Raw genomic sequence first — 24,178 nt, forward strand, 5'->3', positions numbered from 1 at the left:
TTTACACCTCTTTTCGCACAGGTGGTCTGGTATCAAAGGCATGGAGCAGTTCTTCAAATACAGGGTGGAACTGTATCACACCGACACGACCATATAAATCACTGATAAGGCATTGCCCGTTTTCCAAATCACGCAATCGCTTCTGATTGTTTTCGTCCTCTGGGTCTACACCAAAAAAGGCTAAGGTCTTTTTAATCTCGTTAAGGTCAGTGGAACGAAATGCAAATTTTAAGCCGAGGTTATTTTTCAGTTTTTCATCTAAGAGGTCGTCTGTATTTTGGGTCACGAAATATACCCCAGCGTTCATAGCACGACCAGCCCGAACCAGCTTCATAGATAGTGTTTTTCCTTGTGCTACCTGTAAAAAGCTCCATGCTTCGTCTAAATCTACAATCTTGAAAATGCTTCGGTCTGTATGGATAAAGTCTAAAGCAAAGGTACTAATGACAATCAGCATAGCAACGGATAAAAGCTCCATAGTGGTATATTCCTCAAAGGAAGTTTCCTTGTCGGGAAGTACCAAGTCCGCAACCTGTATAATGTTCAGTTGTTTTTCTAAGCTGATAGACTGCTCCACATAACCATTACTGAATAATAAATGTGCAAAGTCATAGTCTGTAAAACTTTCGATATGGTCGGCTATACTGGTACTTAGTGGCGTATTCTCAACCCGTAATTCCTCAATCACTTTCATCAACCCTCGTACTTCACTATTGGTTACTGCACGAATGGCTTTTCTAAGGATTGGGAAGCGTTCCCCATCACGAGAGGAAATCCCCGTAAGGAATGTCAGAATATCAATAGCCAGTGATTCAGAATCTTTGGGATTTTTCATAATCACATAAGGGTCAAGTAAGCCTTTGTTTTTCTCATCAGAAGTCAGAGTGACGATATTGATTTCATGGGAAATCTCTGGCAAGGTTTCTTTCCATCTGCCACGTTCTGCTTTTGGGTCTACAATCACTGCTTGTGCCCCATAAAGCACCGCATAATAGACGATAAGGTTATTCGCAAAGGATTTACCACCACCCAGCGAACCAACAAAAGCCGACGCTAACGCATTGGTTACTGAACCCTTAACCCCTTGACTGGCAAGAGCAGGTTTCAGATAGACATTGCGTCCAGTATCTAAGCTGTAGCCAACATAAATCCCCTCATTTTCCCCCAGCATTTGAGTAGCACCAAAACCTAAACCAGCGAGGAAATCAGAGGTCACGTATTGAATATAATCATTCATATAACGCTTGCTGGCAGGTAAAAATTCTTCATGTAAGCCGAGCATATCCCCAAATGGTCGTACCAGTTTTACGCTTAAATCGTCATAAAAATCTTTCACTTCATTACAACGACGTTTGAGTTCGTCAAGATCATTTGCTGATACCCTTACCACATAAGACAGCTTGTACATAGATTCCTTGCTTTGGTCTAAATTGGTTTCCAGCTCATTCACACTTTCCAGAGCTTCCGCCACATTGGAGCTGGTTTCATTATCACTTTGCCAAGCGTGGTTATCCAAGTCTTTCAGTTCTTTCTTTTTATTGCGGACAGTAGATAGGGCTTTACGATTCGCTACAATTTCCACATTCATTGACGTATCAATCGGGAATGTAAATTGCTGTTGCTGGTAGTAGAAGATTTCAGAGGACGGGAAGTCCAGTTCTCCGACAATGCTGTTAATGGTAAAGTAAGCTACATAGACGGTTTCATCTTCCTGCTGGATTTTCAAATATCGCTGTTTTTCTTCCACCAAACAGCGAGTAGGCTTAATCAAGTCATAGTATTTAATCAGCGTTTCATTATCCAGCTTTTTCTTTGATAGATGGTACTCATACTCTTCATAGGCAGTGCCTGTCTGTCCGTAAAGGTGTTCAATCAGATAGCCGAAGTCGTCCTTATCTAACCTGCGGATTTTGAAACGACGAGAGATTTTATTTTCTAAGAGCTTTTCCATCTTCTGAAAACGCAGGATTTCATCATTACTCATACTAACAAAATCGCCCATCAGCTTATGGTTCACATCATAGACAAAATCAGACAAAGCATTTTTTGCTTCAACGGTAAGACTTTTCATAGAAAACTCCTGATCGTTGAGAAGCAACTTAAAGCCGATAAAGAAACGGTAGTTCACTTGATTTTCGCCAATCATGGATATTAAAGCGTCTGTCTGTTGGTCGATTTTGTCATAGGCAACCGCTTTGAGCTTGCCAGTGACTTCATTTTTGGAACGCTCTTGTGCAGAACGTATGCTGGATTCTGTACTGATTTGTAAAGCATGAATTTTGCCATCACGATTTTGTGCGATAAGCTGTCTGAAAGAATCATGCACTTGTATTTTCTGTTCTGGACTTAGAAATGAGTAATTGTAAGGAACAAGCTCATAGTAAGCATAACATTCCCCGTCTTTATTCCAGACGAGATTGTTTTCAATGTATTTAATTGGATATGCCATAAAATTCACTCCTAACTGCTGTAATGGCTTCTTGTGGCTGGTTTCTGCCAAGCGTTACTTTTTTTCCTGCATAGGTCAGCTTTGGTCGCAGTGCATAAGCAATGACAGACTTCAAAAATCCATAAGGCTTTTTACCATCAAAAGTTTTTGTAGACATAAACCATGTGAAAGCCACAGGAATCCCAAAGTATTTGAGAAATGCTCCCTCTATCATGGAAAGAGGGGGCAAGTTGCCAAGTATCATCACTGCAAAGAGTGACACGACAAACCATGTCATTTGCGTAAAAGTTATGGGAAACGGAAGTCTAAAATCATTGATAGAATACAGTACCTTTTCCACAGACCAGATACTGGTATAGCTTCGTATTTTCTTCATGTAATCAATCCTTTCATAAAAAATAGGGGTAGCTGATTGAGCCACCCCGTAAAATAGAAAATCTGCCAGTAGTAATGTACCGACAGATTTAATAGACGATTTCAAAAATCCCATGATTGGTTGAGATAAACGTTCCTGAAAGGTCTAAATCCCGACCATAGGCTTGATAATCAATATAGTTTTGAAGACTAGCTGGTACTTCGCCTAAAGCACCCGTTTCTTCAATGTAGTAGCGTGCCACGTCATACATATCATCACAATCGGAATGAATGATAATATCCTCTTGATGTTCGCTTAGTTCTTCAATGCTTGAAAAATGAGTGAGCAGAGCAGATAGCTCCGATTGTAATTCTTCGGGTAATTCCGATACCATTTCCCATAGTCGATTGAGTTCGCCAATGGAAGTGTATTCGTCAACCGTAAAGGGTAACTCGTAGTCATGAATGGCGTATTCCTCATATTCATCATTCAAGCCGATTTTCTCTTTGACTTCCTCAAAGTCAATGGGAAAGGTAAACCACGCACCGACCAATTCGCCCTCATTGTATTTGCCTAAATTCGCAATATAGACTTGCATATCGTCCATATATTCACGTCCTTTCTTTGTAGAGATTCAAAAATCCCTACCGCACTTCGTTTGGTGTACCATTCCTTTGCGGAACATAAGAAAACCACTTATATTCCACAAAAGAACGGTTTTATTTAAGCACCAATAATGCGATTGAATAGCTCTAGTAAAATGTCTTTTACTCCAGCAGCGTTGAAGACTAAGCCAACCGCAATAATCGCAATAATTAAAAAGCCAATCAGTTTGCTAAACTCACGCTTGAAGCCAAGATACAAGCCAATCACAACGATTGCTAAAAGCACCAGTGATTGAGCGTTTGATAGAAACCAGTTATAAAGGTTTTGTCCAAAATTCATAAAAATGTTCTCCTCTCTATATTCAATGAATTTGTATTTGAGTTATTTTTTTGTTGTTATCACGTCCTGTTCTTTTACTGACTGTTGCTTCAAAATCTGCTTGTGTCGGTCTGTCAGTTTCGCATGGTCGAGAATGTCTTTTACAACCTGCGTCTGGTTGATTTCATCAAGTTTAATCGCAACCTTTAAGGTCGGGGCAACTTGATGAGATAGCCAGTTCAGCGTCCTTTGGAAGGAGTAAGGCTCTGGTTTTGTGGTTAGTTTTAATCGTTCACGATTGTTCCCAATAAACCAAGCCCATTCTTCATTCAGTTTCCAATCAGAACGAGGTTTGGAATCGTCTTTATCTACAAAACGGATATACCGATTGATAATTTTAAAGGCGGTATGCTCTGGATTGTCATAGACGAGTAAATCACGGACTGCATAATAGGCACGCTCATTTTTCAATCGAATCTCAAAACGGTTTTTTACTTCTGCGTCTTCAATGGGAATATCATTTTTCTTGTACTGCTCGTAGTCCTTTTCATAGATACAGAAATAAACTTCACTTTGTAATGAACCGATATAGAGGGTGTTTCCCATACATTCCTTTTCCTCTTTGCGTACCAGTTCGCCACTGCGATAGCTTTTAAAACTGCGGAAGACGGAGATACATTCTTCCTGTTGGCACTTTTCAGTGAGTACAGGGATATTCAAAATCCCTGTCTTATCGTTAATGGCAAGGTCAAGGCGTTTCATCACACCGCCAGCCACCAAAACGTCCATAAAGAACTCATACCAGCTTCTTTGTTGTGCCAGAAGATAGCTTTCAAATTGTCTGCACCCACGACCTTTCAATTCCACCAGAACTCCTTTGTCCAGTTCATGGGAGCAAAGGACGAATATGTCGCCTAAAGCATAATGCTCTGAATAAGAATAGAAACCATAGTCCTCATGAAGAAAATAGGACAGTTTCAGTTGTAAGATGTTTTCGACCACCTGCTGTACGTCTGTTGTCGGAAAGCGAATCCTTACATAATCAAACAGCATTTCAAGGGGAGCGTCGGGATTGAAGCGTTCCAGAGCTTCCCAAAGGGACTGCTGTAAATCCTCTGATGGCTTGACTTTTCCTGTTTCAATATCGCTTAGATACTGCCTTGTAATACCAGTCGCAACAGCTAAACGGTTTTGAGATAGTCCATAAGCCAAGCGTTTTTCTTTTAAATGCTGTAACCAAGTTTGTTCATTCAGTAAAAATCCCTCCAATCAAAAAGGCGTATGTCAACTTTTAAAGCCCATTTGACATACGCTGAAATTTTGTAAATCCCTTGTAACCAAAGGATTTTCTAATGTTTTTTTGACTGTTTCCTGTCGATTTGTACCCCCCTGTTAGATACGGGGGGTTAAGTGCTGGCGTGGCTATTGCCACACCAGCCAGCAAGATCAGTCCACACCTGCGACTTCCGCTTCGCACGTCGCCTGCGTGGACTGTCTGCTGTTGGATAACTTTTTAATTTCCTCCAAGAAATCATATCCTTTTGGTACAAGGGGAGTATAAAACTCTGATATGACACTTGTTCCTACATCAACATAGCCACGACCTTTGATTCGCTTTAAGAAGAAATCCTTTTGTACGTCACTGCCAAACATCATGCCATAGCCCATTTCAGACATACGACCTAAAGCCACTCTGAAATTAAACTGATCACGGATTCCGTCGCCTAAATATTTTGCGTCTGGACGTTGACAAGCCAGTATTAGAAAGAAGCCAGCTTGACGACCTAACATGACAATCTGTTTCAGCTTATTCATAACTGCGGTGTTTTCTTTTGTTCCCAGCATTTCCATGAAAGCGACGTATTCATCAAAGATTAAGAAGTGTGCCGGGAGACCTAAGTAAGCATAATTTTTGCCAGTCTTATAGTTCTTCATCTGCTTCATTTCCTCACTACGTTTCATCATTTCTTCATAGAATGTTTCAATGCAAGAAAGCAAGTCTTCTTTTCTATAGTAGACATTTGCCATCACAGAACCTAAGTCCGCAAGGTCAGCATTTTTCGGGTCAAGAATATACAGTTTTGAATCTGTATGAAGCAAGGCTTCAATCAGTGTCAGTATAAAGTAAGTTTTACCGCCACCTGTACCACCAGCAATCAACATATGAGGGAGCTTATCATATTCCCACCATACGTTTTTCATTAAGCGAAGTTTACCATCTTTAGCTTCTACTTCATCAATAGAAATACGACTGGCTATGGTGTCATAGAGCAAAGTATATTCCACATAGGAATCCTTTAACTCTTTATCCGTCAGCTCACAGTACAAGCCACTCTCTAATTTCTTTTCCAAGTGTAAGAGTTGGTCTTGATATTTTCCCAGCGTGATTTCCACCCGTATCTGTATCAAGCCATTTTTAAGTCGATAATACATTTTAGGGAAGTAGGTTATCTTTTCCTTTGTACGACCAGCACTATCTTTAAAGAAACCCTCTGTTTTGACCTGTTCAGATTCATACCACTTGTTTTCAAGTATCATCTTTGCCAGTTTTTGACGGTGGTAAAGTTGTTTAACCGTATCATAGCGAACCCGTTTGAATACAAACGCTACCAGCAAGCAGATAAGAATTGCGACACTGAAACTGATAATTAAATAGGGAATGTCAATCTTATCTGCTTGTGATAGGTTAAAATCCTGCCAGTTGATCTGCTGGATTGTCTTCACATGAAACAGTCCGACAACCAGCAGGAAAACAGGCAGGAGTGACGCTATCGTAAAATGAAAGACTAAATCTTTACCAGATGGGCGAATCCTTTTACCACGCTGTTTCATGCGAAAAAGTCTCCTTTCTACCTAGCGACTATTTGTCTTGTGTCGGTTCTTTCTTTGCTTGTGGTTGAGCTTTGAATGAACTAGAATCCTTTGTCAGCACAATATCGTCTGCCTTGATATACCAGTCAACATCTGCTCCTTGATAGGTGGCAGTAGCAACGGTGTCCGCAATGGGATTGATAAGTTCCACCCGTGCGTTATAATCAAACTCTTTCAAAGGCACGCTGGCAGGAATACTTACTTGAATCATGCGTCCTTGTCCTTTGGATTTTAAGTCATAGGTACGTTCCTTGATTTCATCTGAAACCGACCCGTCTTCATTTTGGATTCTCACTTCACGACGTAGAGCAGAGAATTTCAATTCTCCAAAAGTCGTGTCTTTATCTAATACAATGCCATTTGCTAATCTCATCATTTTTCCTCTCTTTCTTTATTCTTTTATCATGTCGTCAGCATGTAAAAGGTAATTTGTAAAACCACGAGTGCCGATTTTGTAGCCCTCTGCGGTAATACGTGGATTGACTAACTTCACACGTTCCTCAAAGCCGAAATGTTTTTCGCCAGCTTCAGCAGGAAGCACCACCACAATATCATCTGCTCTTTGAACATCAGAATAGAGATTATAGCTTCTTGATAAGACAGTTAGCCGTCCGTTGATTCTTCGCTGAACGACTTTATCCTCGCCAGCAAATTCTAAATTGCCGAATGTTTTTTCCATGTTGGGAATCACAAATTTAAGTTCCATATTTTTACCTATCCTTTCTTTTTTATTGGCTGAATGAATGTTTGATGGTCTTAAAGAGTGGGGAACGACCTTTTGATTCTTGATTTTTTGTTTTCATAAGTTCACTTCCTTTCAAAATCGGGTAAAAAAATAGACACCTCATTTTTTGAAGTGTCTACCTATTAAATATTCAAATTTTATTGGAAGTATCTTTATATCTTCACTTTTCAAGGATAAATCGTCGTATCAAAGCTCATTCATAAGTAGTAAATTAGTAGTAAATTGAGTGGTTTTGACCTTGATAAAGTGTGATAAGTCCAGTTTTTATGCGGATAACTAGATTTTTATGCTATTTTTCTTTGAATAAAAGTAGTAATAGAATATTGGGAGGATTTACCATGGCAGACCGTTCACGTTTCTTACGAGATAACCCATCTGACTTCCCATATGATTTTGAAAAACAAATCTTATCCAAAACATCTCCTGACACAATCTATCATTGTCATCCTGAGCTAGAGATTATTTATGTTACAAAGGGTTCTGCCATCGTTCATATCAACTCAGAACGCTTTGAAAGTCGTAAAGGAGATATTTTTCTTATCCAACCGACCTCTCTCCATGCTATCTATTCTCACAAAGATCAAGAACTATTTTCTACCAGCTTTCGGATTCATCTAGATTATCTTGGTAGAAGTCAAATTGACAGCTTTAGCCAACGCTATATCCAACCCCTCCACTCTGGTCACTTTTGCCTCACTCCTCAAATATCACCAGGCGATAAGGCCTATGATCAAATTCAATCCTGCCTTCTTTCCCTCTTTTCTATCCTTGAAGAAAAAGGCATATACTACGACCTACTCATAAAATCTAAACTATACGAATTGCTTCATCTTCTCTTTAAGTATAGATACGTCCATCGACACTATACAGATGATACCTACCAAAAATACCAAAAACTAAAAGAAGTGATTTGCTACCTTGAACAGCATTACTCAGAACCCATTCATATTGAGCAACTGGCTGCAACATTTGGATATAGTAAAAATCACTTTATGAGTATTTTCAAGCAACATACTGGAGCCAGTTGTATGGACTACCTGCTCCAGTTACGTCTTGAGAAATCCTGTGAGAAACTCGTCCAAACCAACCTCAGCATTCAAGAAATTGCAAGCCAGGTCGGTTTCACCAACCTTTCAAACTTCAACCGTCAATTTAAGCAGCACTATTACCTAACACCTAGACAGTATCGAAATCAACAACTAAAAAAGAAAACATAATTCTTTCTCCTTAGTCTTTTCTAAGGAGTTTTTTCAAACAAAAAAGCCACCTGATTGGGTGGCCTCTTTAGGGAGATTATTATGAAAAAGAAAAGTTTAGGATTTCATTAAATAAAGTTAGGAGGTCTTTATTTAATGATTATATGATACAAGATGAATCTTAAAGCTAACTTAACTTTTTCTCTGATTTATCATTTTTTAAAAAATTTTTTTACAAATGGATTTTTCCTCTCCAAGTCATAAAAAGCCACCTGATTGGGTGACTTCTTTAGGAGATTATGATGAAAAAGAAAAGTTTGGGATTTCATTAAATAAAGGGTACTCAATGAAAATCGAAATCAGACTAGGCAGATAGACGCAAGCGTAACTATAGTTAGCTAAGTCGACTCTAACGAAGTATGGTGAGATTTTCGAAGAGTATTAGGAGGTCTTTATTTAATAACTATATGATACAAGAGGATACTTAAACTTTACTTAAGAAAAAATAATTTTTTTATCTTTTTCGATCCACCCAAATCATTCCTGTACAATCATAAGTAGATAAGGTTTCAAATCCCAGAGATCGATAGAATCCCAAGTTTTTTTCTGTCTGTTCGGTCACTAGTTGGACTTGATAGGCATCTTTGTAATCACCTAAAGCCTCTTTCATCAAGTCGCTACCAATCCCTTGGCGCTGATAGCTAGGCAAAACGATCAAATCCTGGACAAAAATCGATGAAAAACCATCTCCGACCAAACGGACCAAGCCTACCACGGCATCACCATCAAGTGCCAAATAAATCGCTAGTGAGTGAGACAGAGCTTTCTCCAACATCTGAGGTTGATGTGTATAATTTGTCCATCCAACTGCCTGATAGAGATGCAAAACATCCTCTAGCTTGACAATTTCTTGCCTTCTAATAGTCATCATCTCAATACCTCTCAGAATTCTCTCAAGCTCTTGTACTGCCGTCCATTTTTATCAAAATTTTCAGGAGCCAACCATGTTTCTAAACGAGCTTTGACTTGAGGCCAGTCCTTATCAATCATAGACAACCAATCCGTATCCCTCGTGCGCCCCTTATAAACAACTGCCTGGCGGAAGGTTCCTTCATAAACAAAGCCCAAACGCTCCGCAGCTCGTCTGGATGGGAGATTTAGAGCATCACATTTCCACTCGTAGCGACGATAGTTAAGCTCCTCAAAAACATACCGTGCCAGGAGATACTGGGCTTCTGTCCCTATCCGTGTTCCCCTGAGTTCTGGAGAAAAAGTGACAGCTCCCACTTCTATTACTCGGTTATTCTGGTCAATGCGCATGAGAGAAAAAGTTCCCAAGACCTTATCAGTTGCCTTATCTATGATTGCATAGTAAAAGCGATCCTTACGAGCTAACATCTGATTTAAAAGGCTAACCAGTTCCTCCATATCTGCCACTGGTTCCTGAAAGAGGTAGGTCCACATCTCCCGAGGTGTATTTGGACCATAAACAGCTAGCAAATCCTCAGCATGCTTTTCCACCGAAAGAGCCTCTATCCGAGCGTAGCGCCCTTCTAAGAAATCAATGGAAGGCAATTCACCTGGTGTATAACCTTCCATTGACTCACCAATTATCTGACCATATTCATTTACTGGCATTGTTTTCTCCTTGTTTTACGCTGAAAATACTATATCATAATTTGCTCTATATGGAAACTAGCACTCTCCTCAAACCTCATCCACTCACTACATTAGTGATTCGTTTTCTTTCTTTTATCTTCTAAGGCTTGATTAATTCGTTGGGTGAGCTTGTGAGTTTGCCAGATCTGGTACAACCATATCAGTCCATAAATTAATAAGAAAAAGAACCACAGCAAGGGACTCAACAATGCCGAACCCCAGCCAAAAAATAGGTAGGTCAATACTAAAATAGTAGCTGTCGCTAACAAATGAACTCCTACACGCATACTATAAGCAAGAAACTCTAGCCTTTCAAGGATTAAGGTCAATGCCCCCATAATTCCACTCATCAAAAACAAAGCTAGAATATTTTTTGTCGTTGGTGCAGGATAGGTAATACCTGAATAAAACTGAGCCAATAACACCAAACTCAAATAAACAAAGGAGGCCGTACGCATTCCCGATACAAAATAAGCAATCAATCGCTTCATGATTTTCTCCTATAAACCTAGATAATCCATTAAGGACTTAACGTATTTCCGACTCACACTCGATTTGAGACCCCGAGTCATCTTAGCCATCATGTTCCCTGAAAAGCTATCCGATAATGACTCTAAATGGTCAATGTTTATAACTGAATGACGCGATATCTGTATAAAGTTACGCCGGTTAATCCGATTCTGAAAGTTTGTCAATGTTTCCTTAGTTTTATAAATCCCGTCTACCGTATAAATGGTCAACAAATTCTTATCGATATCTGCTAGAATAAGATCCTCAATTTTCACCATAACCAGATGATCATCCGTTCGAATAGGAATGACCACCTGATTGGTCGTTGAAAATTGTTCTAAATACTCCATGACCTCTCTTGCTTGGTCGGTTAACTGAGCTGCCTGAATTAAAATGTGTGGGTCTTTTTCTGAAAACTCTGTCTTCATTTCAAAATGAATCTTCATTTTCTCTCCAATACATCTTTATTTTCTCTTGCTAAACACTTTAACAAATAACATCCAAAGAAGAATAGCGACGAGACTGATAATAACCACTATAAAGTATGTTTCTTCCTTTGTCAATAGTTCTTGCCAGTTGATTTGGATTCCCATTTTTTCTTGAAATTCCTGTAACAGACTGTTATTTCCTGAAAATGCGGTCTCTAACCGCTCTTTCATCAAGACTTGTCGATAGAGAGAAGCAATATAAGTTGCAGGGGTACATTTCATGAAAAGCTGTGCAGAATCAGGTAATACTCCAATGGGGATATAAGTTCCTACTAAAAATCCAGAAGCAGTTCCCACTATCGTTGCTAGTTTACCAAGGCTATCTACAGATTGAAAACGGTAAATCAAGAGAACATTTACCAAACTTGAAATCAGACTGCTTAACAACATAATCAAAGCAATTTCCGGTAAATGGCTGATAACTGGGCTCTCTTTAAAATAAAAACTCATAACAGCATACATAAACACCTGCATGACAAAAGAAATGACAATACTACTGATTAGATAGGACGCCTGTAAGCCCCAGTTACCTAAATCTGTCAAGAAGAGATCTTGATCCACTTGATTTTCGCGGTCCTGAACCATTTGTTTAAGAGCTGTAAAACTGGTTGTCATCCCAGTCACAGCCAACGTCCCACCCATCAGCCAGTTATTTAAAAGGTTCGTACTATTAGGGAGTTGGGACCAAGAATCCGTCAAATTCTTCTGCAAAAAAATGATATAAAGGAGGAAGGAAATCAATGCCCCCAATAATGAGAAAAATACTCCCGAACGATTACGAAAATATAAGATAAAATTCCGTTTCAATAAAGCTATCATTAGCGAACCTCTCTTCCTGTAAGTGCAATAAAGGCATCATCCATAGTACCTGGGCGAAACTCAAAAGAATCAATTTCTTCTCGAACTTTTGCCAAATATTCAATGGCCTCCTGTGACGTCCTTGGATAAAAAAGATATTCCAACTCATTTTCTTCCTCTACTGTCATTCCAGTCTGTAGCAGCTTTTCTAAATCCTTCATTTCTTTAAAACGAATTTTTAGGATATTAGATGCATACTGACTTTTAATAGCAGTCGCAGAACCTTGCGCAATCACTTTCCCATGATCAACGATATAGATCTGATCCGCTTCATCCGCTTCATCCAGATAATGAGTCGTTAAGATAATAGTCATCCCTTCATCCTTTTGTAGTAGATACAGTAGATCCCAGATGGATTTGCGAGTTTGAATATCAAGACCTGTCGTTGGTTCATCCAAGAAAAGAATATCTGGTCGCGAAAGAAGAGCACGCGCAATATCAACCCGACGTTTTTGCCCACCTGACAAGGTCCCATAGAGTTGTTTCTGGAAAGCAGTCAAACCCAGTTGATGAATCAAATCATCCACACGACTTGCTGCAATCTCCTTATACTGTTGAGCACGAATCGTGAGATTTTCCCTAACCGTCAACATCTCATCCAGTACACTGGCTTGAAAAACCACTCCGATTTTCGTATTTGGCGCATATCGAATCTGACCTTGTGTCGGCTTTTTCAAACCGATTAACATGGAAATGGTGGTTGATTTCCCTGCACCATTGGGTCCCAAAATAGCATTGAAACTTCCTTTTTCAAACTCTAACTGAATATCATTGACAGCCATATGATTGCCGTACCGTTTAGTCAAATGTTTAGTTTGTAAAATCATATTTTTTCCTCCTCTTAACCACACTAGTTTAACAAAAAGAATGAAAGAAAAATCGACTTTTGAGATAAGCAGTTAAAATGAAAGGCCAAGTGGTAAAATAATGGGGGTTAAATTAAAGTGGTGCAGGCTGCAACCGTTTTTCTACCATCGAATCACTAGAGGATGTTGAAAAACACTTATAACCATACATTATAATTTTAAACATACGCTATAAAAGAGATGTTTTATAGCATCCGGCAGAAAAATCCAGGAGTCAATAGTATTGTTCTCGCTAAACCAAACAATAAAAAATGAATCAGAAATCATGGCACGCACTCCCTTCTAGTAAAATGAAAATGCTGAATGGGGCAGGATTGAATTTGAAGCAAGCAAGTATGGTCCTGAATTTGAAACTGCCATTAACGATAAGTCTATCTATTAGGAAAGAAATCTTCAATACAAGCAAAAACAGCTCTTGTTATCCAAGAAGAGCTGTTCTATTTTATGAAAGAGAGAGTCACTAGTGCCCCTTGTGCTTCTCTCTACGTTTTTGCTGTTTGCGTTCAAATTTCTCTTGCTTGAGCAATTGCTTTTGGAGACTGGACTGTTGTTTTGAATGCTTTTTTCGTTCCTCATACTGCAACTGTAAAAGCTCTTGTGACTTAGAAGAAACTTTCTGCTTCACCTGTTTCTTTACAGCTCGCTGCAGACGCTTCGGATTCTTAATCTTCACATGCTGTTTGACTGTTGCCTCTGGACTAAAAGATAACCGAACAAACTGAGTCTGTAAAAGTTTCAAAATTTCATCCTCTTTTGGTTCCTGACCAAATGTCACTCGACAAACTTGATAAGTTCCCTCATACTCTTGTTCAAACAATCCATGCCAAAATCCATCTTCAAAATAAACTGTCAAGCCAATTGAAACGATTTCCACGACAGCACCTCCTTAAATCTATCCCTAAGAATGGACAACCAAGGAGGAAGGTTACTGATAGGCTTGCCTACGTCTGGACTACCAACCAGAACTGTGTTTTTATCTTAGTTGGGACTATTATAGCATAATCCAATTTAAAAATCCTCCAGATTCTACTCTGAAGGATTCCTATCTTATTTCACAACGATATTAACCAATTTATTAGGTACTGCAATCACCTTCACGATTTCCTTGCCATCAATCTCCACTTTGACTTTTTCGTCAGCCAGAGCAATTTCTTGCAATTCTTCGCGTGATAGGTCTTTAGCAACCATCAATTTGGCACGGACTTTTCCTTTGATTTGGACGACGATTTCGATTTCGTCTTCAACCAATTTGCTTTCGTCCCAAGTTGGCCAAGCTACATAAGAGATGGACACACCTGTTGCAGCAACTGTTTGCCAGAGTTCTTCTGCCAAGTGAGGTGCAAATGGGGCAATCAATTGGATAAAACCTTTGGCGTAGTCCACATAGAGTTTGTCTTCCTTGTTGGCAGCGTTGACAAAGACCATGAGTTGGGCAATGGCTGTGTTGAATTTCATGGATTCGATTTGCTCAGTGACAGATTTGACTGTTTCATTGTAGACCTTGTCAAGAGCACCATTATTTTCCGCGACAATTTCTTTACTTGTAATCAAACGGTAAACACGGTCAAGGAATTTACGGCTTCCTTCCAGACCTTCCTCAGACCAAGCGATGGAAGCGTCAAGTGGCCCCATGAACATTTCATAAACACGAAGGGTATCGGCACCATATTGTTCCACCACATCGTCTGGGTTAACAACGTTCTTGAGGGATTTAGACATCTTGGCTGGTGCTTGCTCCAACTCTTCTCCTGTTTCCACATGGAAGAAAGAACCGTCACGTTTTTCAACCTTATCAGTCGCTACAAGAGCTCCACGGTGGTCACGGTAGCTTGTTCCCAAAATCATTCCTTGGTTAAAGAGTTTTTGGAATGGTTCCTTAGTCGGAACAACACCGAGGTCATAGAGGAATTTGTGCCAGAAACGAGCGTAAAGCAAGTGAAGAACGGCATGCTCCGCACCACCTACGTAGATATCTACTGGCAACCATTGTTTGAGGAGGTCCTCATCAGCCAATTTCTCAGTATTGTGTGGATCGATATAGCGGAGGTAGTACCAACTTGAACCAGCCCATTGTGGCATGGTGTTGGTTTCACGACGACCTTTAACACCATCTTCACGCGTCACTTCAAGCCAGTCGGTCAAGTTAGCCAATGGGCTTTCCCCAGTACCTGAAGGGCGGATATCCTTGGTGACTGGCAAGACAAGTGGCAATTCACTTTCAGGAACAGCTGTTGAAGTCCCATCTTCCCAATGAATGATTGGGATTGGCTCACCCCAGTAACGTTGACGGCTAAAGAGCCAGTCGCGGAGACGGTAGGTAACCTTCTCTTGTCCACAACCTTTCTCTTCCAACCAAGCCACAATCTTAGCAATAGCCTCTTCTTTGTTAAGTCCATCTAGGAAGTCCGAATTGACATGAAGCCCATCTTCAGTATAAGCAGCTTCTGCCACATTACCACCTTCAAGCACTTCTACGATTGGAAGACCAAACTGTTTGGCAAATTCCCAGTCACGTTGGTCGTGGGCTGGCACAGCCATGACAGCACCTGTTCCATAACTTGCAAGAACATAGTCGGCAATCCAGATTGGGATTTCTTTACCATTGACAGGGTTGATAGCATAAGCTCCAGTCCAAACCCCTGTTTTTTCCTTGGCAAGGTCTGTACGAGCCAAGTCAGACTTGAGGCTGGCTTGGTGTTTATAGTCTGCAACTGCGTCAGCTTGCTCTGGACTTGTGATAGCGTCAACCAAGTCATGCTCAGGAGCCAAGACAGTGAAAGTCGCACCGAAAAGAGTGTCCGGACGAGTCGTAAAGACGGTGAATTCCTTGTCTGTTCCCTTAACTTTAAAGGTTACATTGGCACCAGTTGATTTACCAATCCAGTTGCGTTGCATATCCTTGATAGATTCTGGCCAATCCAACTCATCCAAGTCATTAAGCAATCGCTCTGCATAGGCCGTGATTTTAAGCATCCATTGACGCATCGGTTTGCGGACAACGGGATAGCCTCCACGCTCAGAGGTCCCGTCAGGAAGGACTTCTTCATTAGCGATGGCTGTTCCCAACTCTTCAACCCAGTTTACAGGGACTTCAGCTTCATAGGCCAAGCCTTTTTCGTAAAGCTTGGTGAAAATCCACTGCGTCCACTTGTAGTAGTTTGGATCTGTGGTGTTGACTTCACGATCCCAGTCGTAAGAGAATCCAAGCGCATTGATTTGGCGTTTGAAGTTGGCAATATTTTCCGCCGTAAATTCTGCTGGGTCATTCCCTGTATCCATAGCGTATTGCTCTGCAGGCAATCCAAAGGCATCCCAACCCATTGGGTGAAGAACATTGTAGCCTTGCGCACGTTTGTAACGGCTGAGAATATCCGTTGCTGTATAACCTTCTGGGTGTCCTACGTGCAATCCGGCTCCTGAAGGATAAGGGAACATGTCGAGAGCATAAAACTTCGGTTTTGAAGCATCTGTTCCTGTCTTAAATGTATGATGTTGGGCCCAATAGCCCTGCCACTTGGGCTCAATTTCTTTATGATTGTAAAAACTCATGCTATTTCTCCAATTTTATGATGTTACTATTATACCATTTTTGGGGGAATTTGAAAGTCGAGAAATGTTCTTTTAGACTTGGATAACAAGAAATACTGAGTCGCAAATCCACCTTATTTAACAGGAAAAAAATTAGCTCCTAATCGGAGCTAACTTCTATCAATTTTTTATTTCTCCCATCTTCTCACACCCTAGTTCTCGGTAGCTACGGTCACCAACAACTTCTACACTAAACTGCCCGTTCTCATATTCAAGGATCGTTACGCTACCATTATCGAGACCATGCGGATGCATGCTATTGATTAGATACACAATGGTACCAATGGTCATTCCATGGCTTACGACGAGAGCATTGCCCCCACCTTGTTCTTCCATTTCTTTGGCAATCGCTTCAAAGCCTTCCTTGATTCGACCACTGAGTTTTTCCCAACCTTCTGCCCAGCCTGCAGTATCAACCTCAACTAGACCTTCTGCTAACTCTGCATAGGATAACTGATGAACATGATCCACCTTGAAAACACGAGGAATAACCCCCATAAAGAGGTCCCCATCATAGGCCCCATCAAAACTACCAAAACACCACTCACGGATTCGCTTGTCCATGCGGTAAGGGATTTTCCCCTGCAATCCAAGTTCTTCTAAGATAATTCCCATGGTTTGAATAGTGCGCCCTGAATCACTGGAATAAGCCCGGTCAAACTGCAAACCAGACTCTCTCAAGCCAATTCCCAGTTCATGGATTCCCAACTCACCTTCTGCGGTTAGAGGCGTATCACTCCATCCTTGAGCACGTCCAATCGTGTTAAACATCGTTTTTCCATGACGGACCAAGTACAATCTTACTTTAGACATTTTCTATCCTCCATTTTCTTCTATTATATCATGGATCAAAGAAATATTTGGCTTTCAAAAGCGAAGCCAACATTTGTAAATTATCCAAAAGAAAAGCTACCCTCATGGTAGCTTCCCTAGGAGATTATTATGAAAAAGTTTAGGATTTCTATTAAATAAAGTTAGGAGGTCTTTATTTAATGATTATAGTATACACAGTCATCCTTAAACTCAACTTAAATCCTCTCGCTTTTTTATTAATTTTTAAAACTATGGATTGGAGCTGGGATTTGCCCACCGCGAGAAATGAAATCAACAGACGAAGCACCGTTGACCTTCATAACTGGAGCTGTCCCTAGCAAGCCACCAAACTCAATCATATCGCCTTCTTTGCCCTTTGGAATGATACGAACAGCCGTTGTTTTCATGTTAATAACACCGATTGCCGCCTCATCCGCAATCATAGCTGCAATGGTTTCAGCAGGCGTATCTTCTGGAATGGCAATCATATCCAGTCCAACAGAACAGATAGCTGTCATAGCCTCTAGTTTCTCTAAATTCAGAGAGCCATCTTGCACCGCAGCAATCATCCCTTCGTCTTCAGAAACTGGGATAAAGGCACCTGACAAGCCACCGACTTGGTTACAAGCCATCACTCCGCCCTTCTTAACTTGGTCATTCAAAAGAGCGAGAGCAGCCGTTGTCCCATGCGTACCAACTGTTTCTAGGCCCATTTCCTCAAGGACACGAGCCACAGAATCACCAACTGCAGGAGTAGGTGCCAAGCTTAGGTCGACAATTCCAAAGTCAACACCAAGGCGTTCACTCGCCATTTGTCCAACCAGCTGACCGATACGAGTAATCTTGAATGCTGTTTTCTTGACTGTTTCCGCTACTACATCAAAGCTCTCTCCACGAACCTTTTCCAAGGCACGCTTGACCACACCAGGACCCGAAACCCCGACATTGATGATAACATCTGCTTCGCCAACACCATGGAAAGCCCCTGCCATAAAAGGATTGTCCTCAACAGCATTAGCAAATACGACCAACTTGGCCGCACCCATATCTGATAGCGCAGCTGTTTCCTTGATGATACGTCCCATATCAGCGACCGCAGTCATGTTGATACCTGACTTGGTCGAGCCAATGTTAACAGACGAACAAACCTTGTCTGTCTCAGCTAGAGCGCGTGGGATAGAATTGATGAGAATTTCATCTCCTTTTTGGTAGCCTTTTTGTACCAAAGCTGAGAATCCACCGATAAAGTCAACACCAATCTCCTTGGCAGCCTTATCAAGAGCCTTTGCCAAAACAACATAGTCTGTCGCATCAGTCGCAGCACCAATTAAAGAAATCGGAGTCACCGATACCCGTTTATTAACAATAGGAATCCCAAGTTCTGCAGCAATTTCATCTCCTACAGCCACTAGATTTGCAGCTTTAGTGGTGATTTTTTGGTAAATCTTTTCAGCAGCACGTTCGATGTCTGGATCAATGCAGTCCAAAAGGGAAATCCCCATGGTGATGGTTCTGATATCGAAGTTCTGCTCCTCGATCATGGCAATGGTTTCAGTAACTTGTCTAATATCCATGATGACCTCCTAGATATTATACATGGCGTCAAAAATCGCTGCACTTTGAATATTGATTTTAACATTCAAGGTCTGACCGAAAGTTTCAAACTCATTTCGTAGATAAGTGAAATCCTGTTTTTCGTCACTAGAAACGACCGCCATCATAGTAAAATATTCATCCAACACCGTCTGAGAAATATCGTCAATATTCAAACCCAACTCTGCAATCTTAGTAGACACGCCTGCAACGATCCCAGCCTTGTCCTTACCAACCACTGTAATAATAGCCTTCATCCTTATACCCCATTTCTACGATTTTTAGAAAACCTGAACGTTTTTGATTTTCTTTTTTCCTAGTATAGCATATTTCCATAGAAAATACTAAAAAACGCCTGCTTACGAAGTTGTTCTTAAGAAAAAAACAATTTCGTAAACAAGCGTCTACCCTATCAAATGATGATGAGTGTTCCCGCTAGGACCGAAGTCCCAGCGGTAGACCAGAGCTAGACTAAGAGCACAAGACTCCATCATCATAACACTCAACAAAATTGATGATTTTATACTAATTCGATGATCGCCATTGGCGCAGCATCACCACGACGTGGTTCAGTTTTAAGGATACGAGTGTATCCACCGTTACGTTCAGCATAACGAGGTGCGATTTCTGAGAACAATTTTTGAAGTGCTGTAGTAGAAGTGTACTTATCAGTTGCTTCATCATAGTTTTCAGATGCGATTTCATTACGTACGAAAGCAGCTGCTTGACGACGTGCATGCAAATCACCACGTTTACCTAGAGTAATCATTTTTTCAACAGTTTTACGGATTTCTTTAGCACGAGCTTCAGTTGTCACGATTGATTCGTTGATCAAAAGGTCAGTTGTCAAATCGCGAAGCATTGCTTTACGTTGTGAGCTAGTGCGTCCTAGTTTACGGTAAGCCATGTATTCCTCCTTTATTTATCTTTTAATCCAAGACCCAAGTCAATGAGTTTGAGTTTCACTTCTTCCAAACTCTTGCGTCCAAGATTTCGTACTTTCATCATCTCTGCTTCAGATTTTTCTGTCAAATCATGCACAGTGTTGATACCGGCACGTTTCAAACAGTTGTATGAACGCACAGACAAGTCCAGTTCCTCAATCGTACGATCCAAAATACGATCGTCAGATTCAGTATCAGCTTCTTTCATCACTTCAGTTGACTTAGCAATCTCAGTAAGATTTGTAAACAAATCAAGATGTTCTGTCAAGATACGTGCTGAAAGCCCTAAAGCATCTTCAGGAATAATTGTTCCATTAGTCAAGATTTCAAGGGTTAATTTGTCAAATCCATCATTGCTACCTACACGAGCAGGTTCAACTTGATAGTTGACTTTTGTAACTGGTGTATAAATAGAATCTACAGCAAGTGTTCCAACTGGTGCATTATCTTTTTTGTTTTCATCAGCAGGTACATATCCACGACCACTGTTAACAGTCATTGTCGCTTTTAGAGAAGAACCTTCACCGATTGTAAAGAGATAATGATCTGGATTTACAATCTCAATATCACTGTCAGTCAAAATGTCTCCAGCTGTAATTTCAGCAGGACCTTCAACGTCAAGCTCAATGATTTTTTCGTCTTCAACGTATGATTTTACTGCAATCCCTTTAATGTTCAGAATGATTTGCATCACGTCTTCACGAACACCTGGAACTGTGTCGAACTCATGCAAGACACCTTCAATGTTGATAGATGTCACTGCTGCTCCTGGTAGAGAAGCTAGTAGTACACGACGAAGAGAGTTACCAAGAGTTGTACCGTAGCCACGTTCAAGTGGTTCGATTACAAACTTGCCATAATCTTTATTTTCATCAATTTTTGTTATATTTGGTTTTTCAAACTCAATCATTTAGTTACTCCCTCTTAAACGAAAAGCAGTGTAATGCGATGATTATACACGGCGACGTTTTGGAGGACGAGCACCATTGTGTGGCACTGGAGTCACATCACGAATTGCTGTTACTTCAAGACCAGCGGCAGCAAGCGCACGAATAGCTGACTCACGACCAGAACCTGGACCTTTTACAGTAACTTCAACTGATTTAAGACCGTGTTCTTGTGCAGATTTAGCAGCAGCTTCAGAAGCCATTTGAGCAGCGAATGGTGTAGATTTACGAGAACCTTTGAAACCAAGAGCACCAGCTGATGACCAAGCAATTGCATTACCATGCACATCAGTAATCATAACAATAGTGTTATTAAATGTAGCGTGAATATGAGCAATACCAGATTCGATATTCTTTTTCACACGACGTTTACGTGTTGGTTTAGCCAAGACTTTTACCTCCTATATTATTTTTTCTTACCAGCAATCGCAACAGCTTTACCTTTACGAGTGCGAGCGTTGTTTTTAGTGTTTTGTCCACGGACAGGAAGTCCACGACGGTGACGAATACCACGGTAAGAACCGATTTCCATCAAACGTTTGATGTTCAAGTTTACTTCACGACGAAGGTCACCTTCAACTTTGATTGCATCCACTTCACGACGGATAGCATCTTCTTGATCTGATGTAAGGTCACGTACACGAACATCTTCTGAGATTCCAGCAGCAGCCAAAATTTTCTTAGATGTTGCAAGTCCGATACCATAAACGTAAGTCAATGAGATTACTACGCGTTTGTCATTTGGAATGTCAACTCCAGCAATACGAGCCATGTTTTCTCCTTTCTATCTTATCCTTGACGTTGTTTGTGTTTTGGATTTGCTGGGCAAATTACCATAACACGACCATTACGACGAATTACTTTACAGTATTCGCAAATTGGTTTGACCGATGGTCTTACTTTCATTTCTTATCCCTCCAAGTTTTTCGATTATTTAAAGCGGTAAGTGATACGTCCACGTGTCAAGTCATATGGACTCATCTCGACAGTAACACGATCTCCCGCTAAAATACGAATATAGTTTTTACGAATTTTACCAGAAACTGTTGCTAAAATCTGATGTCCATTTTCAAGTTCAACCGTAAACATTGCGTTAGGCATTGTATCAACTACTTTGCCTTCAACTTCAATCACATCGTCTTTTGCCACGCAAAAGCACCTCCATAAATTTCGATTCGATGCCTCTGAAAACAGAGACAACAATTATAAGTCAGACTATCTCAGTATAACATTTGTAGCGATTTTTTGCAAGTGTGAAAAACGCTTTATTTCAAATTTGTCAATACTTTTTCGATGTCTTTGAACACATCATTGATATCTTTATTTCCTTCGATATCGTGGACTAATCCTTTGGCACGGTAGTGAGCAATGATTGGTTCTCCTTGTGCGATATTGACATCCAAACGACGCTTCACTGTCTCAGGTTTGTCATCTTCGCGTTGGTAGTAATCTTCTTCTTTGTAGTCAACTGGTGGGTTGAAAACTTTGTGGAAGGTTTCACCTGTTTCGCGGTGGATGATACGGCCGCTTAAACGTTCCAAGAGACAGTCTGGATTCACTTCGATATTGATCACACCTTCTAGTTCTATACCGAGTTCCGCCAATGTTTTGTCCAAGGCATGAGCTTGTTCAATCGTACGTGGGTAACCATCTAACAAGAAACCTGTTTCTTTGATGTCGTCCTGTGAAAGGCGTTCTTTAACAATTCCATTTGTAACTTCATCTGGAACCAACTCACCTTTGTCGATGTATGACTTTGCAAGTACACCCATTTCAGTTTGATTTGCCATAGCAGCACGGAACATATCTCCAGTTGAAATGTGTGCCACGTGGAATTGCTCCACAATTTTAGCTGCTTGCGTTCCCTTACCTGCTCCAGGTAAGCCCATAATCAAAAGATTCATGATAGGATCTCCTTATTTTGTATTTAAATAGAAGCAGAAATTCGTTTCAACCCCTATTTAAAAACAAAATAGAAGAGGGGAGACGAAAATCTCTCTGATAGATAGACCTTCATACTCCACTCTCTAAGCAAAAGTAATTTTGCTTTTATTCTGTTTTGTCCATGAAACCAACATACTTACGTTTCAATAGGTAACCTTCTAACTGTTTGATTCCTTCGATACCGGTTGAGATAATGATCAAAAGACTAGTTCCCCCAAAAGCAACAGCTTCTGAAAGACCAAAGACATCTTTTGCCACAATCGGCAAGATGGAAATCACACCAAGGAAGATTGATCCGACCGTCGCAAGGCGACGAAGAAGTTTCGACATGAATTCTTCAGTTCCCTTACCAGGACGGACACCATGAATGTAGGCTCCACTCTTTTGCAAGTTTTCTGCCGCTTTCTCTGGATTGATCTGTACAAATGTATAGAAGAATGTAAAGAGAATGATTAACAAGGCATACATAGCAACACCAGTCGGAGATGTTGTAGATAACATTTCCTGTGCTGTACGTACCCAAGCCCAATCGTGACCTGTAGCACTCAAAAACTGAAGAATGGCTGCAGGTGCTGCTGTAATGGAACTTGCAAAGATAACTGGGATAACCCCCGCTGGGTTTACCTTCAGTGGAAGGTATGAGCTTGATGGGGCTCCTTGAGCAACTTTTGTATATTGGATTGGAATTTTATATTCTGCCTGTTGAACAAAGGTTGTAAAGTACACAATCAACAAGACAGCGATAATCAAAATAACGACAAAAATAATAGATGAAGTCAAACGGCTACTTGGAATATTGACGAAGTAGTCAACATAGATGCCTTTAATCATCTCAGGAATTGAAGCAACAATACCTGCGAAGATGATCATAGAAACACCGTTTCCGTATCCCTTATCTGTAATTTGTTCCCCGAGCCAAGTTACAATCATACTACCTGCCGTGAGGATAATACCAATAGTAACAAAGACTTGTGGAGTTAAAGCTGTCGTTAATAATTTCGCTCCAGATAGAGTGTTAAATCCTGCTGTGATCCCGATAGATTGAACAAATGCAAGTACAAGTGCAATATAACGAGTAGCCTGATTTAGTTTTCTCCGTCCTACTTCCCCTTGTTTGCCCCATTCTACAAACTTCGGTAAAATATCCATTTGTAGCAATTGAACAACGATAGAAGCAGTGATATACGGACTTACTCCGAGTGCAAAAACGGAGAAGTTCTTCATGGCATTCCCTGAAACAAGACTAAGCATGTTCAAGAAAGATAAACCGCTGAGAGCTTCTAAACTTTTGGCATTCACACCTGGAACAGTGATACTTGTCCCAATACGAAAAACAAGAATGATAAAAATCGTAAAGAGAATTTTTGATCGAACTTGTTTAACCTTGAGCGCTTCTTTTAGTAATTTAAAAAACATGGGTCACCTCTC

Annotated in this window: 29 protein-coding genes; 1 reads left to right on the forward strand and 28 read right to left on the reverse strand. The window is 40.5% G+C overall.

The annotated features are described in order from the left end of the window. Nucleotide 1: 1 nt before the first annotated feature. The 9 genes from O3652_RS04190 to O3652_RS04230 all read right to left on the reverse strand — a co-directional run bounded on the left by O3652_RS04190 (nucleotide 2) and on the right by O3652_RS04230 (nucleotide 7,305). Complete coding sequence (locus O3652_RS04190) at nucleotides 2-2,449, reverse strand: ATP-binding protein (RefSeq protein WP_000331160.1); 2,448 nt, start codon at nucleotides 2,447-2,449, stop codon at nucleotides 2-4. Next, nucleotides 2,433-2,825 (reverse strand): conjugal transfer protein, encoded by a 393-nt coding sequence (locus O3652_RS04195; protein WP_000723888.1) that lies wholly within the window; start codon nucleotides 2,823-2,825, stop codon nucleotides 2,433-2,435. The genes O3652_RS04190 and O3652_RS04195 overlap by 17 nt, the downstream gene beginning before the upstream one ends. Before the next feature lie 88 nt (nucleotides 2,826-2,913). Continuing rightward, nucleotides 2,914-3,411, reverse strand: a complete 498-nt coding sequence (locus O3652_RS04200) for an antirestriction protein ArdA (protein ID WP_000342539.1) — start codon at nucleotides 3,409-3,411, stop codon at nucleotides 2,914-2,916. A gap of 116 nt (nucleotides 3,412-3,527) precedes the next feature. After that, nucleotides 3,528-3,749 (reverse strand): hypothetical protein, encoded by a 222-nt coding sequence (locus O3652_RS04205; RefSeq protein ID WP_001009056.1) that lies wholly within the window; start codon nucleotides 3,747-3,749, stop codon nucleotides 3,528-3,530. Nucleotides 3,750-3,791: 42 nt separating this feature from the next. After that, the gene (gene mobT / locus O3652_RS04210; RefSeq protein ID WP_000398284.1) at nucleotides 3,792-4,997 is read right to left on the reverse strand and encodes a MobT family relaxase; all 1,206 of its coding nucleotides are present in this window, start codon (nucleotides 4,995-4,997) and stop codon (nucleotides 3,792-3,794) included. A 22-nt stretch (nucleotides 4,998-5,019) separates the two neighbouring features. Next, entirely contained in the window at nucleotides 5,020-5,172 is a 153-nt protein-coding gene (locus tag O3652_RS04215; RefSeq protein ID WP_000879507.1) for a hypothetical protein, read from the reverse strand. 2 nt (nucleotides 5,173-5,174) lie between these two features. After that, entirely contained in the window at nucleotides 5,175-6,560 is a 1,386-nt protein-coding gene (locus O3652_RS04220; protein ID WP_000813488.1) for an FtsK/SpoIIIE domain-containing protein, read from the reverse strand. A gap of 28 nt (nucleotides 6,561-6,588) precedes the next feature. After that, a complete protein-coding gene (locus tag O3652_RS04225) occupies nucleotides 6,589-6,975 on the reverse strand; it encodes a YdcP family protein (protein ID WP_000985015.1) in 387 nt (128 codons plus the stop codon). Nucleotides 6,976-6,990: 15 nt separating this feature from the next. After that, nucleotides 6,991-7,305: a YdcP family protein gene (locus tag O3652_RS04230; protein WP_000420682.1), complete on the reverse strand. Its 315-nt coding sequence runs from the start codon at nucleotides 7,303-7,305 to the stop codon at nucleotides 6,991-6,993. Between the two features lie 377 nt (nucleotides 7,306-7,682). On the opposite strand from O3652_RS04230, the gene O3652_RS04235 reads away from it, so the two are divergent. Continuing rightward, entirely contained in the window at nucleotides 7,683-8,561 is an 879-nt protein-coding gene (locus O3652_RS04235; RefSeq protein WP_125412419.1) for an AraC family transcriptional regulator, read from the forward strand. Between the two features lie 493 nt (nucleotides 8,562-9,054). Here O3652_RS04235 and O3652_RS04240 read toward each other — a convergent pair whose 3' ends face one another. The 19 genes from O3652_RS04240 to secY all read right to left on the reverse strand — a co-directional run bounded on the left by O3652_RS04240 (nucleotide 9,055) and on the right by secY (nucleotide 24,166). Continuing rightward, nucleotides 9,055-9,471: a GNAT family N-acetyltransferase gene (locus tag O3652_RS04240; RefSeq protein ID WP_125412421.1), complete on the reverse strand. Its 417-nt coding sequence runs from the start codon at nucleotides 9,469-9,471 to the stop codon at nucleotides 9,055-9,057. 11 nt (nucleotides 9,472-9,482) lie between these two features. Further along, complete coding sequence (locus O3652_RS04245) at nucleotides 9,483-10,178, reverse strand: GNAT family N-acetyltransferase (protein ID WP_125412423.1); 696 nt, start codon at nucleotides 10,176-10,178, stop codon at nucleotides 9,483-9,485. A gap of 92 nt (nucleotides 10,179-10,270) precedes the next feature. Then, nucleotides 10,271-10,690 (reverse strand): DUF3021 domain-containing protein, encoded by a 420-nt coding sequence (locus O3652_RS04250; protein WP_125412425.1) that lies wholly within the window; start codon nucleotides 10,688-10,690, stop codon nucleotides 10,271-10,273. 9 nt (nucleotides 10,691-10,699) lie between these two features. Further along, a complete protein-coding gene (locus tag O3652_RS04255) occupies nucleotides 10,700-11,155 on the reverse strand; it encodes a LytTR family DNA-binding domain-containing protein (protein WP_125412427.1) in 456 nt (151 codons plus the stop codon). Between the two features lie 18 nt (nucleotides 11,156-11,173). Next, nucleotides 11,174-12,016, reverse strand: a complete 843-nt coding sequence (locus tag O3652_RS04260) for an ABC transporter permease (protein WP_084943272.1) — start codon at nucleotides 12,014-12,016, stop codon at nucleotides 11,174-11,176. After that, on the reverse strand, nucleotides 12,016-12,882 hold the full coding sequence (locus tag O3652_RS04265) for an ATP-binding cassette domain-containing protein (protein WP_371590100.1): 867 nt from the start codon (nucleotides 12,880-12,882) through the stop codon (nucleotides 12,016-12,018). Before O3652_RS04265 ends, O3652_RS04260 begins: the two co-directional genes overlap by 1 nt. A gap of 499 nt (nucleotides 12,883-13,381) precedes the next feature. Beyond that, the gene (locus tag O3652_RS04270; RefSeq protein ID WP_070569314.1) at nucleotides 13,382-13,795 is read right to left on the reverse strand and encodes a YjdF family protein; all 414 of its coding nucleotides are present in this window, start codon (nucleotides 13,793-13,795) and stop codon (nucleotides 13,382-13,384) included. Between the two features lie 173 nt (nucleotides 13,796-13,968). Further along, nucleotides 13,969-16,470 (reverse strand): leucine--tRNA ligase, encoded by a 2,502-nt coding sequence (leuS, locus tag O3652_RS04275; RefSeq protein ID WP_371590101.1) that lies wholly within the window; start codon nucleotides 16,468-16,470, stop codon nucleotides 13,969-13,971. A 159-nt stretch (nucleotides 16,471-16,629) separates the two neighbouring features. Continuing rightward, on the reverse strand, nucleotides 16,630-17,322 hold the full coding sequence (locus O3652_RS04280; protein ID WP_371590102.1) for a histidine phosphatase family protein: 693 nt from the start codon (nucleotides 17,320-17,322) through the stop codon (nucleotides 16,630-16,632). A 236-nt stretch (nucleotides 17,323-17,558) separates the two neighbouring features. Continuing rightward, nucleotides 17,559-18,896, reverse strand: coding sequence for a PFL family protein (locus O3652_RS04285; protein WP_371590103.1), 1,338 nt, complete (start codon nucleotides 18,894-18,896; stop codon nucleotides 17,559-17,561). 9 nt (nucleotides 18,897-18,905) lie between these two features. Then, nucleotides 18,906-19,172 (reverse strand): ACT domain-containing protein, encoded by a 267-nt coding sequence (locus O3652_RS04290; protein WP_000644111.1) that lies wholly within the window; start codon nucleotides 19,170-19,172, stop codon nucleotides 18,906-18,908. Nucleotides 19,173-19,435: 263 nt separating this feature from the next. Further along, a complete protein-coding gene (gene rplQ / locus O3652_RS04295) occupies nucleotides 19,436-19,822 on the reverse strand; it encodes a 50S ribosomal protein L17 (protein ID WP_000331493.1) in 387 nt (128 codons plus the stop codon). A gap of 11 nt (nucleotides 19,823-19,833) precedes the next feature. Then, nucleotides 19,834-20,769, reverse strand: coding sequence for a DNA-directed RNA polymerase subunit alpha (locus O3652_RS04300; protein ID WP_000568993.1), 936 nt, complete (start codon nucleotides 20,767-20,769; stop codon nucleotides 19,834-19,836). A gap of 42 nt (nucleotides 20,770-20,811) precedes the next feature. Continuing rightward, a complete protein-coding gene (gene rpsK, locus O3652_RS04305) occupies nucleotides 20,812-21,195 on the reverse strand; it encodes a 30S ribosomal protein S11 (RefSeq protein ID WP_001118385.1) in 384 nt (127 codons plus the stop codon). 17 nt (nucleotides 21,196-21,212) lie between these two features. After that, nucleotides 21,213-21,578: a 30S ribosomal protein S13 gene (gene rpsM / locus O3652_RS04310; RefSeq protein ID WP_000090781.1), complete on the reverse strand. Its 366-nt coding sequence runs from the start codon at nucleotides 21,576-21,578 to the stop codon at nucleotides 21,213-21,215. A gap of 17 nt (nucleotides 21,579-21,595) precedes the next feature. Then, a complete protein-coding gene (rpmJ, locus tag O3652_RS04315; RefSeq protein ID WP_001808836.1) occupies nucleotides 21,596-21,712 on the reverse strand; it encodes a 50S ribosomal protein L36 in 117 nt (38 codons plus the stop codon). A 24-nt stretch (nucleotides 21,713-21,736) separates the two neighbouring features. Beyond that, nucleotides 21,737-21,955, reverse strand: a complete 219-nt coding sequence (infA, locus tag O3652_RS04320; protein WP_001029883.1) for a translation initiation factor IF-1 — start codon at nucleotides 21,953-21,955, stop codon at nucleotides 21,737-21,739. Nucleotides 21,956-22,071: 116 nt separating this feature from the next. Beyond that, nucleotides 22,072-22,710, reverse strand: a complete 639-nt coding sequence (locus O3652_RS04325) for an adenylate kinase (RefSeq protein ID WP_125413914.1) — start codon at nucleotides 22,708-22,710, stop codon at nucleotides 22,072-22,074. Nucleotides 22,711-22,855: 145 nt separating this feature from the next. After that, the gene (gene secY, locus O3652_RS04330; protein WP_000465385.1) at nucleotides 22,856-24,166 is read right to left on the reverse strand and encodes a preprotein translocase subunit SecY; all 1,311 of its coding nucleotides are present in this window, start codon (nucleotides 24,164-24,166) and stop codon (nucleotides 22,856-22,858) included. Nucleotides 24,167-24,178: the final 12 nt, after the last annotated feature.

This window comes from Streptococcus sp. 27098_8_23, from assembly GCF_041432195.1.
In the GTDB taxonomy this organism is placed as follows: Bacteria; Bacillota; Bacilli; order Lactobacillales; family Streptococcaceae; genus Streptococcus.

Bases quoted from the DNA above. Each gene is read 5' to 3' on its own strand.
- O3652_RS04245 (WP_125412423.1), bottom strand. From the start codon at position 10,178: ATGCCAGTAAATGAATATGGTCAGATAATTGGTGAGTCAATGGAAGGT.
- O3652_RS04230 (WP_000420682.1), bottom strand. From the start codon at position 7,305: ATGGAACTTAAATTTGTGATTCCCAACATGGAAAAAACATTCGGCAAT.
- O3652_RS04260 (WP_084943272.1), bottom strand. From the start codon at position 12,016: ATGATAGCTTTATTGAAACGGAATTTTATCTTATATTTTCGTAATCGT.
- O3652_RS04325 (WP_125413914.1), bottom strand. From the start codon at position 22,710: ATGAATCTTTTGATTATGGGCTTACCTGGAGCAGGTAAGGGAACGCAA.
- O3652_RS04280 (WP_371590102.1), bottom strand. From the start codon at position 17,322: ATGTCTAAAGTAAGATTGTACTTGGTCCGTCATGGAAAAACGATGTTT.
- O3652_RS04285 (WP_371590103.1), bottom strand. From the start codon at position 18,896: ATGGATATTAGACAAGTTACTGAAACCATTGCCATGATCGAGGAGCAG.
- O3652_RS04225 (WP_000985015.1), bottom strand. From the start codon at position 6,975: ATGATGAGATTAGCAAATGGCATTGTATTAGATAAAGACACGACTTTT.
- rpmJ (WP_001808836.1), bottom strand. From the start codon at position 21,712: ATGAAAGTAAGACCATCGGTCAAACCAATTTGCGAATACTGTAAAGTA.
- O3652_RS04290 (WP_000644111.1), bottom strand. From the start codon at position 19,172: ATGAAGGCTATTATTACAGTGGTTGGTAAGGACAAGGCTGGGATCGTT.
- O3652_RS04200 (WP_000342539.1), bottom strand. From the start codon at position 3,411: ATGGACGATATGCAAGTCTATATTGCGAATTTAGGCAAATACAATGAG.
- O3652_RS04190 (WP_000331160.1), bottom strand. From the start codon at position 2,449: ATGGCATATCCAATTAAATACATTGAAAACAATCTCGTCTGGAATAAA.
- O3652_RS04250 (WP_125412425.1), bottom strand. From the start codon at position 10,690: ATGAAGCGATTGATTGCTTATTTTGTATCGGGAATGCGTACGGCCTCC.
- O3652_RS04255 (WP_125412427.1), bottom strand. From the start codon at position 11,155: ATGAAGATTCATTTTGAAATGAAGACAGAGTTTTCAGAAAAAGACCCA.
- O3652_RS04240 (WP_125412421.1), bottom strand. From the start codon at position 9,471: ATGATGACTATTAGAAGGCAAGAAATTGTCAAGCTAGAGGATGTTTTG.
- O3652_RS04300 (WP_000568993.1), bottom strand. From the start codon at position 20,769: ATGATTGAGTTTGAAAAACCAAATATAACAAAAATTGATGAAAATAAA.
- O3652_RS04235 (WP_125412419.1), top strand. From the start codon at position 7,683: ATGGCAGACCGTTCACGTTTCTTACGAGATAACCCATCTGACTTCCCA.
- O3652_RS04265 (WP_371590100.1), bottom strand. From the start codon at position 12,882: ATGATTTTACAAACTAAACATTTGACTAAACGGTACGGCAATCATATG.
- O3652_RS04205 (WP_001009056.1), bottom strand. From the start codon at position 3,749: ATGAATTTTGGACAAAACCTTTATAACTGGTTTCTATCAAACGCTCAA.
- leuS (WP_371590101.1), bottom strand. From the start codon at position 16,470: ATGAGTTTTTACAATCATAAAGAAATTGAGCCCAAGTGGCAGGGCTAT.
- O3652_RS04220 (WP_000813488.1), bottom strand. From the start codon at position 6,560: ATGAAACAGCGTGGTAAAAGGATTCGCCCATCTGGTAAAGATTTAGTC.
- O3652_RS04195 (WP_000723888.1), bottom strand. From the start codon at position 2,825: ATGAAGAAAATACGAAGCTATACCAGTATCTGGTCTGTGGAAAAGGTA.
- secY (WP_000465385.1), bottom strand. From the start codon at position 24,166: ATGTTTTTTAAATTACTAAAAGAAGCGCTCAAGGTTAAACAAGTTCGA.
- rpsM (WP_000090781.1), bottom strand. From the start codon at position 21,578: ATGGCTCGTATTGCTGGAGTTGACATTCCAAATGACAAACGCGTAGTA.
- rplQ (WP_000331493.1), bottom strand. From the start codon at position 19,822: ATGGCTTACCGTAAACTAGGACGCACTAGCTCACAACGTAAAGCAATG.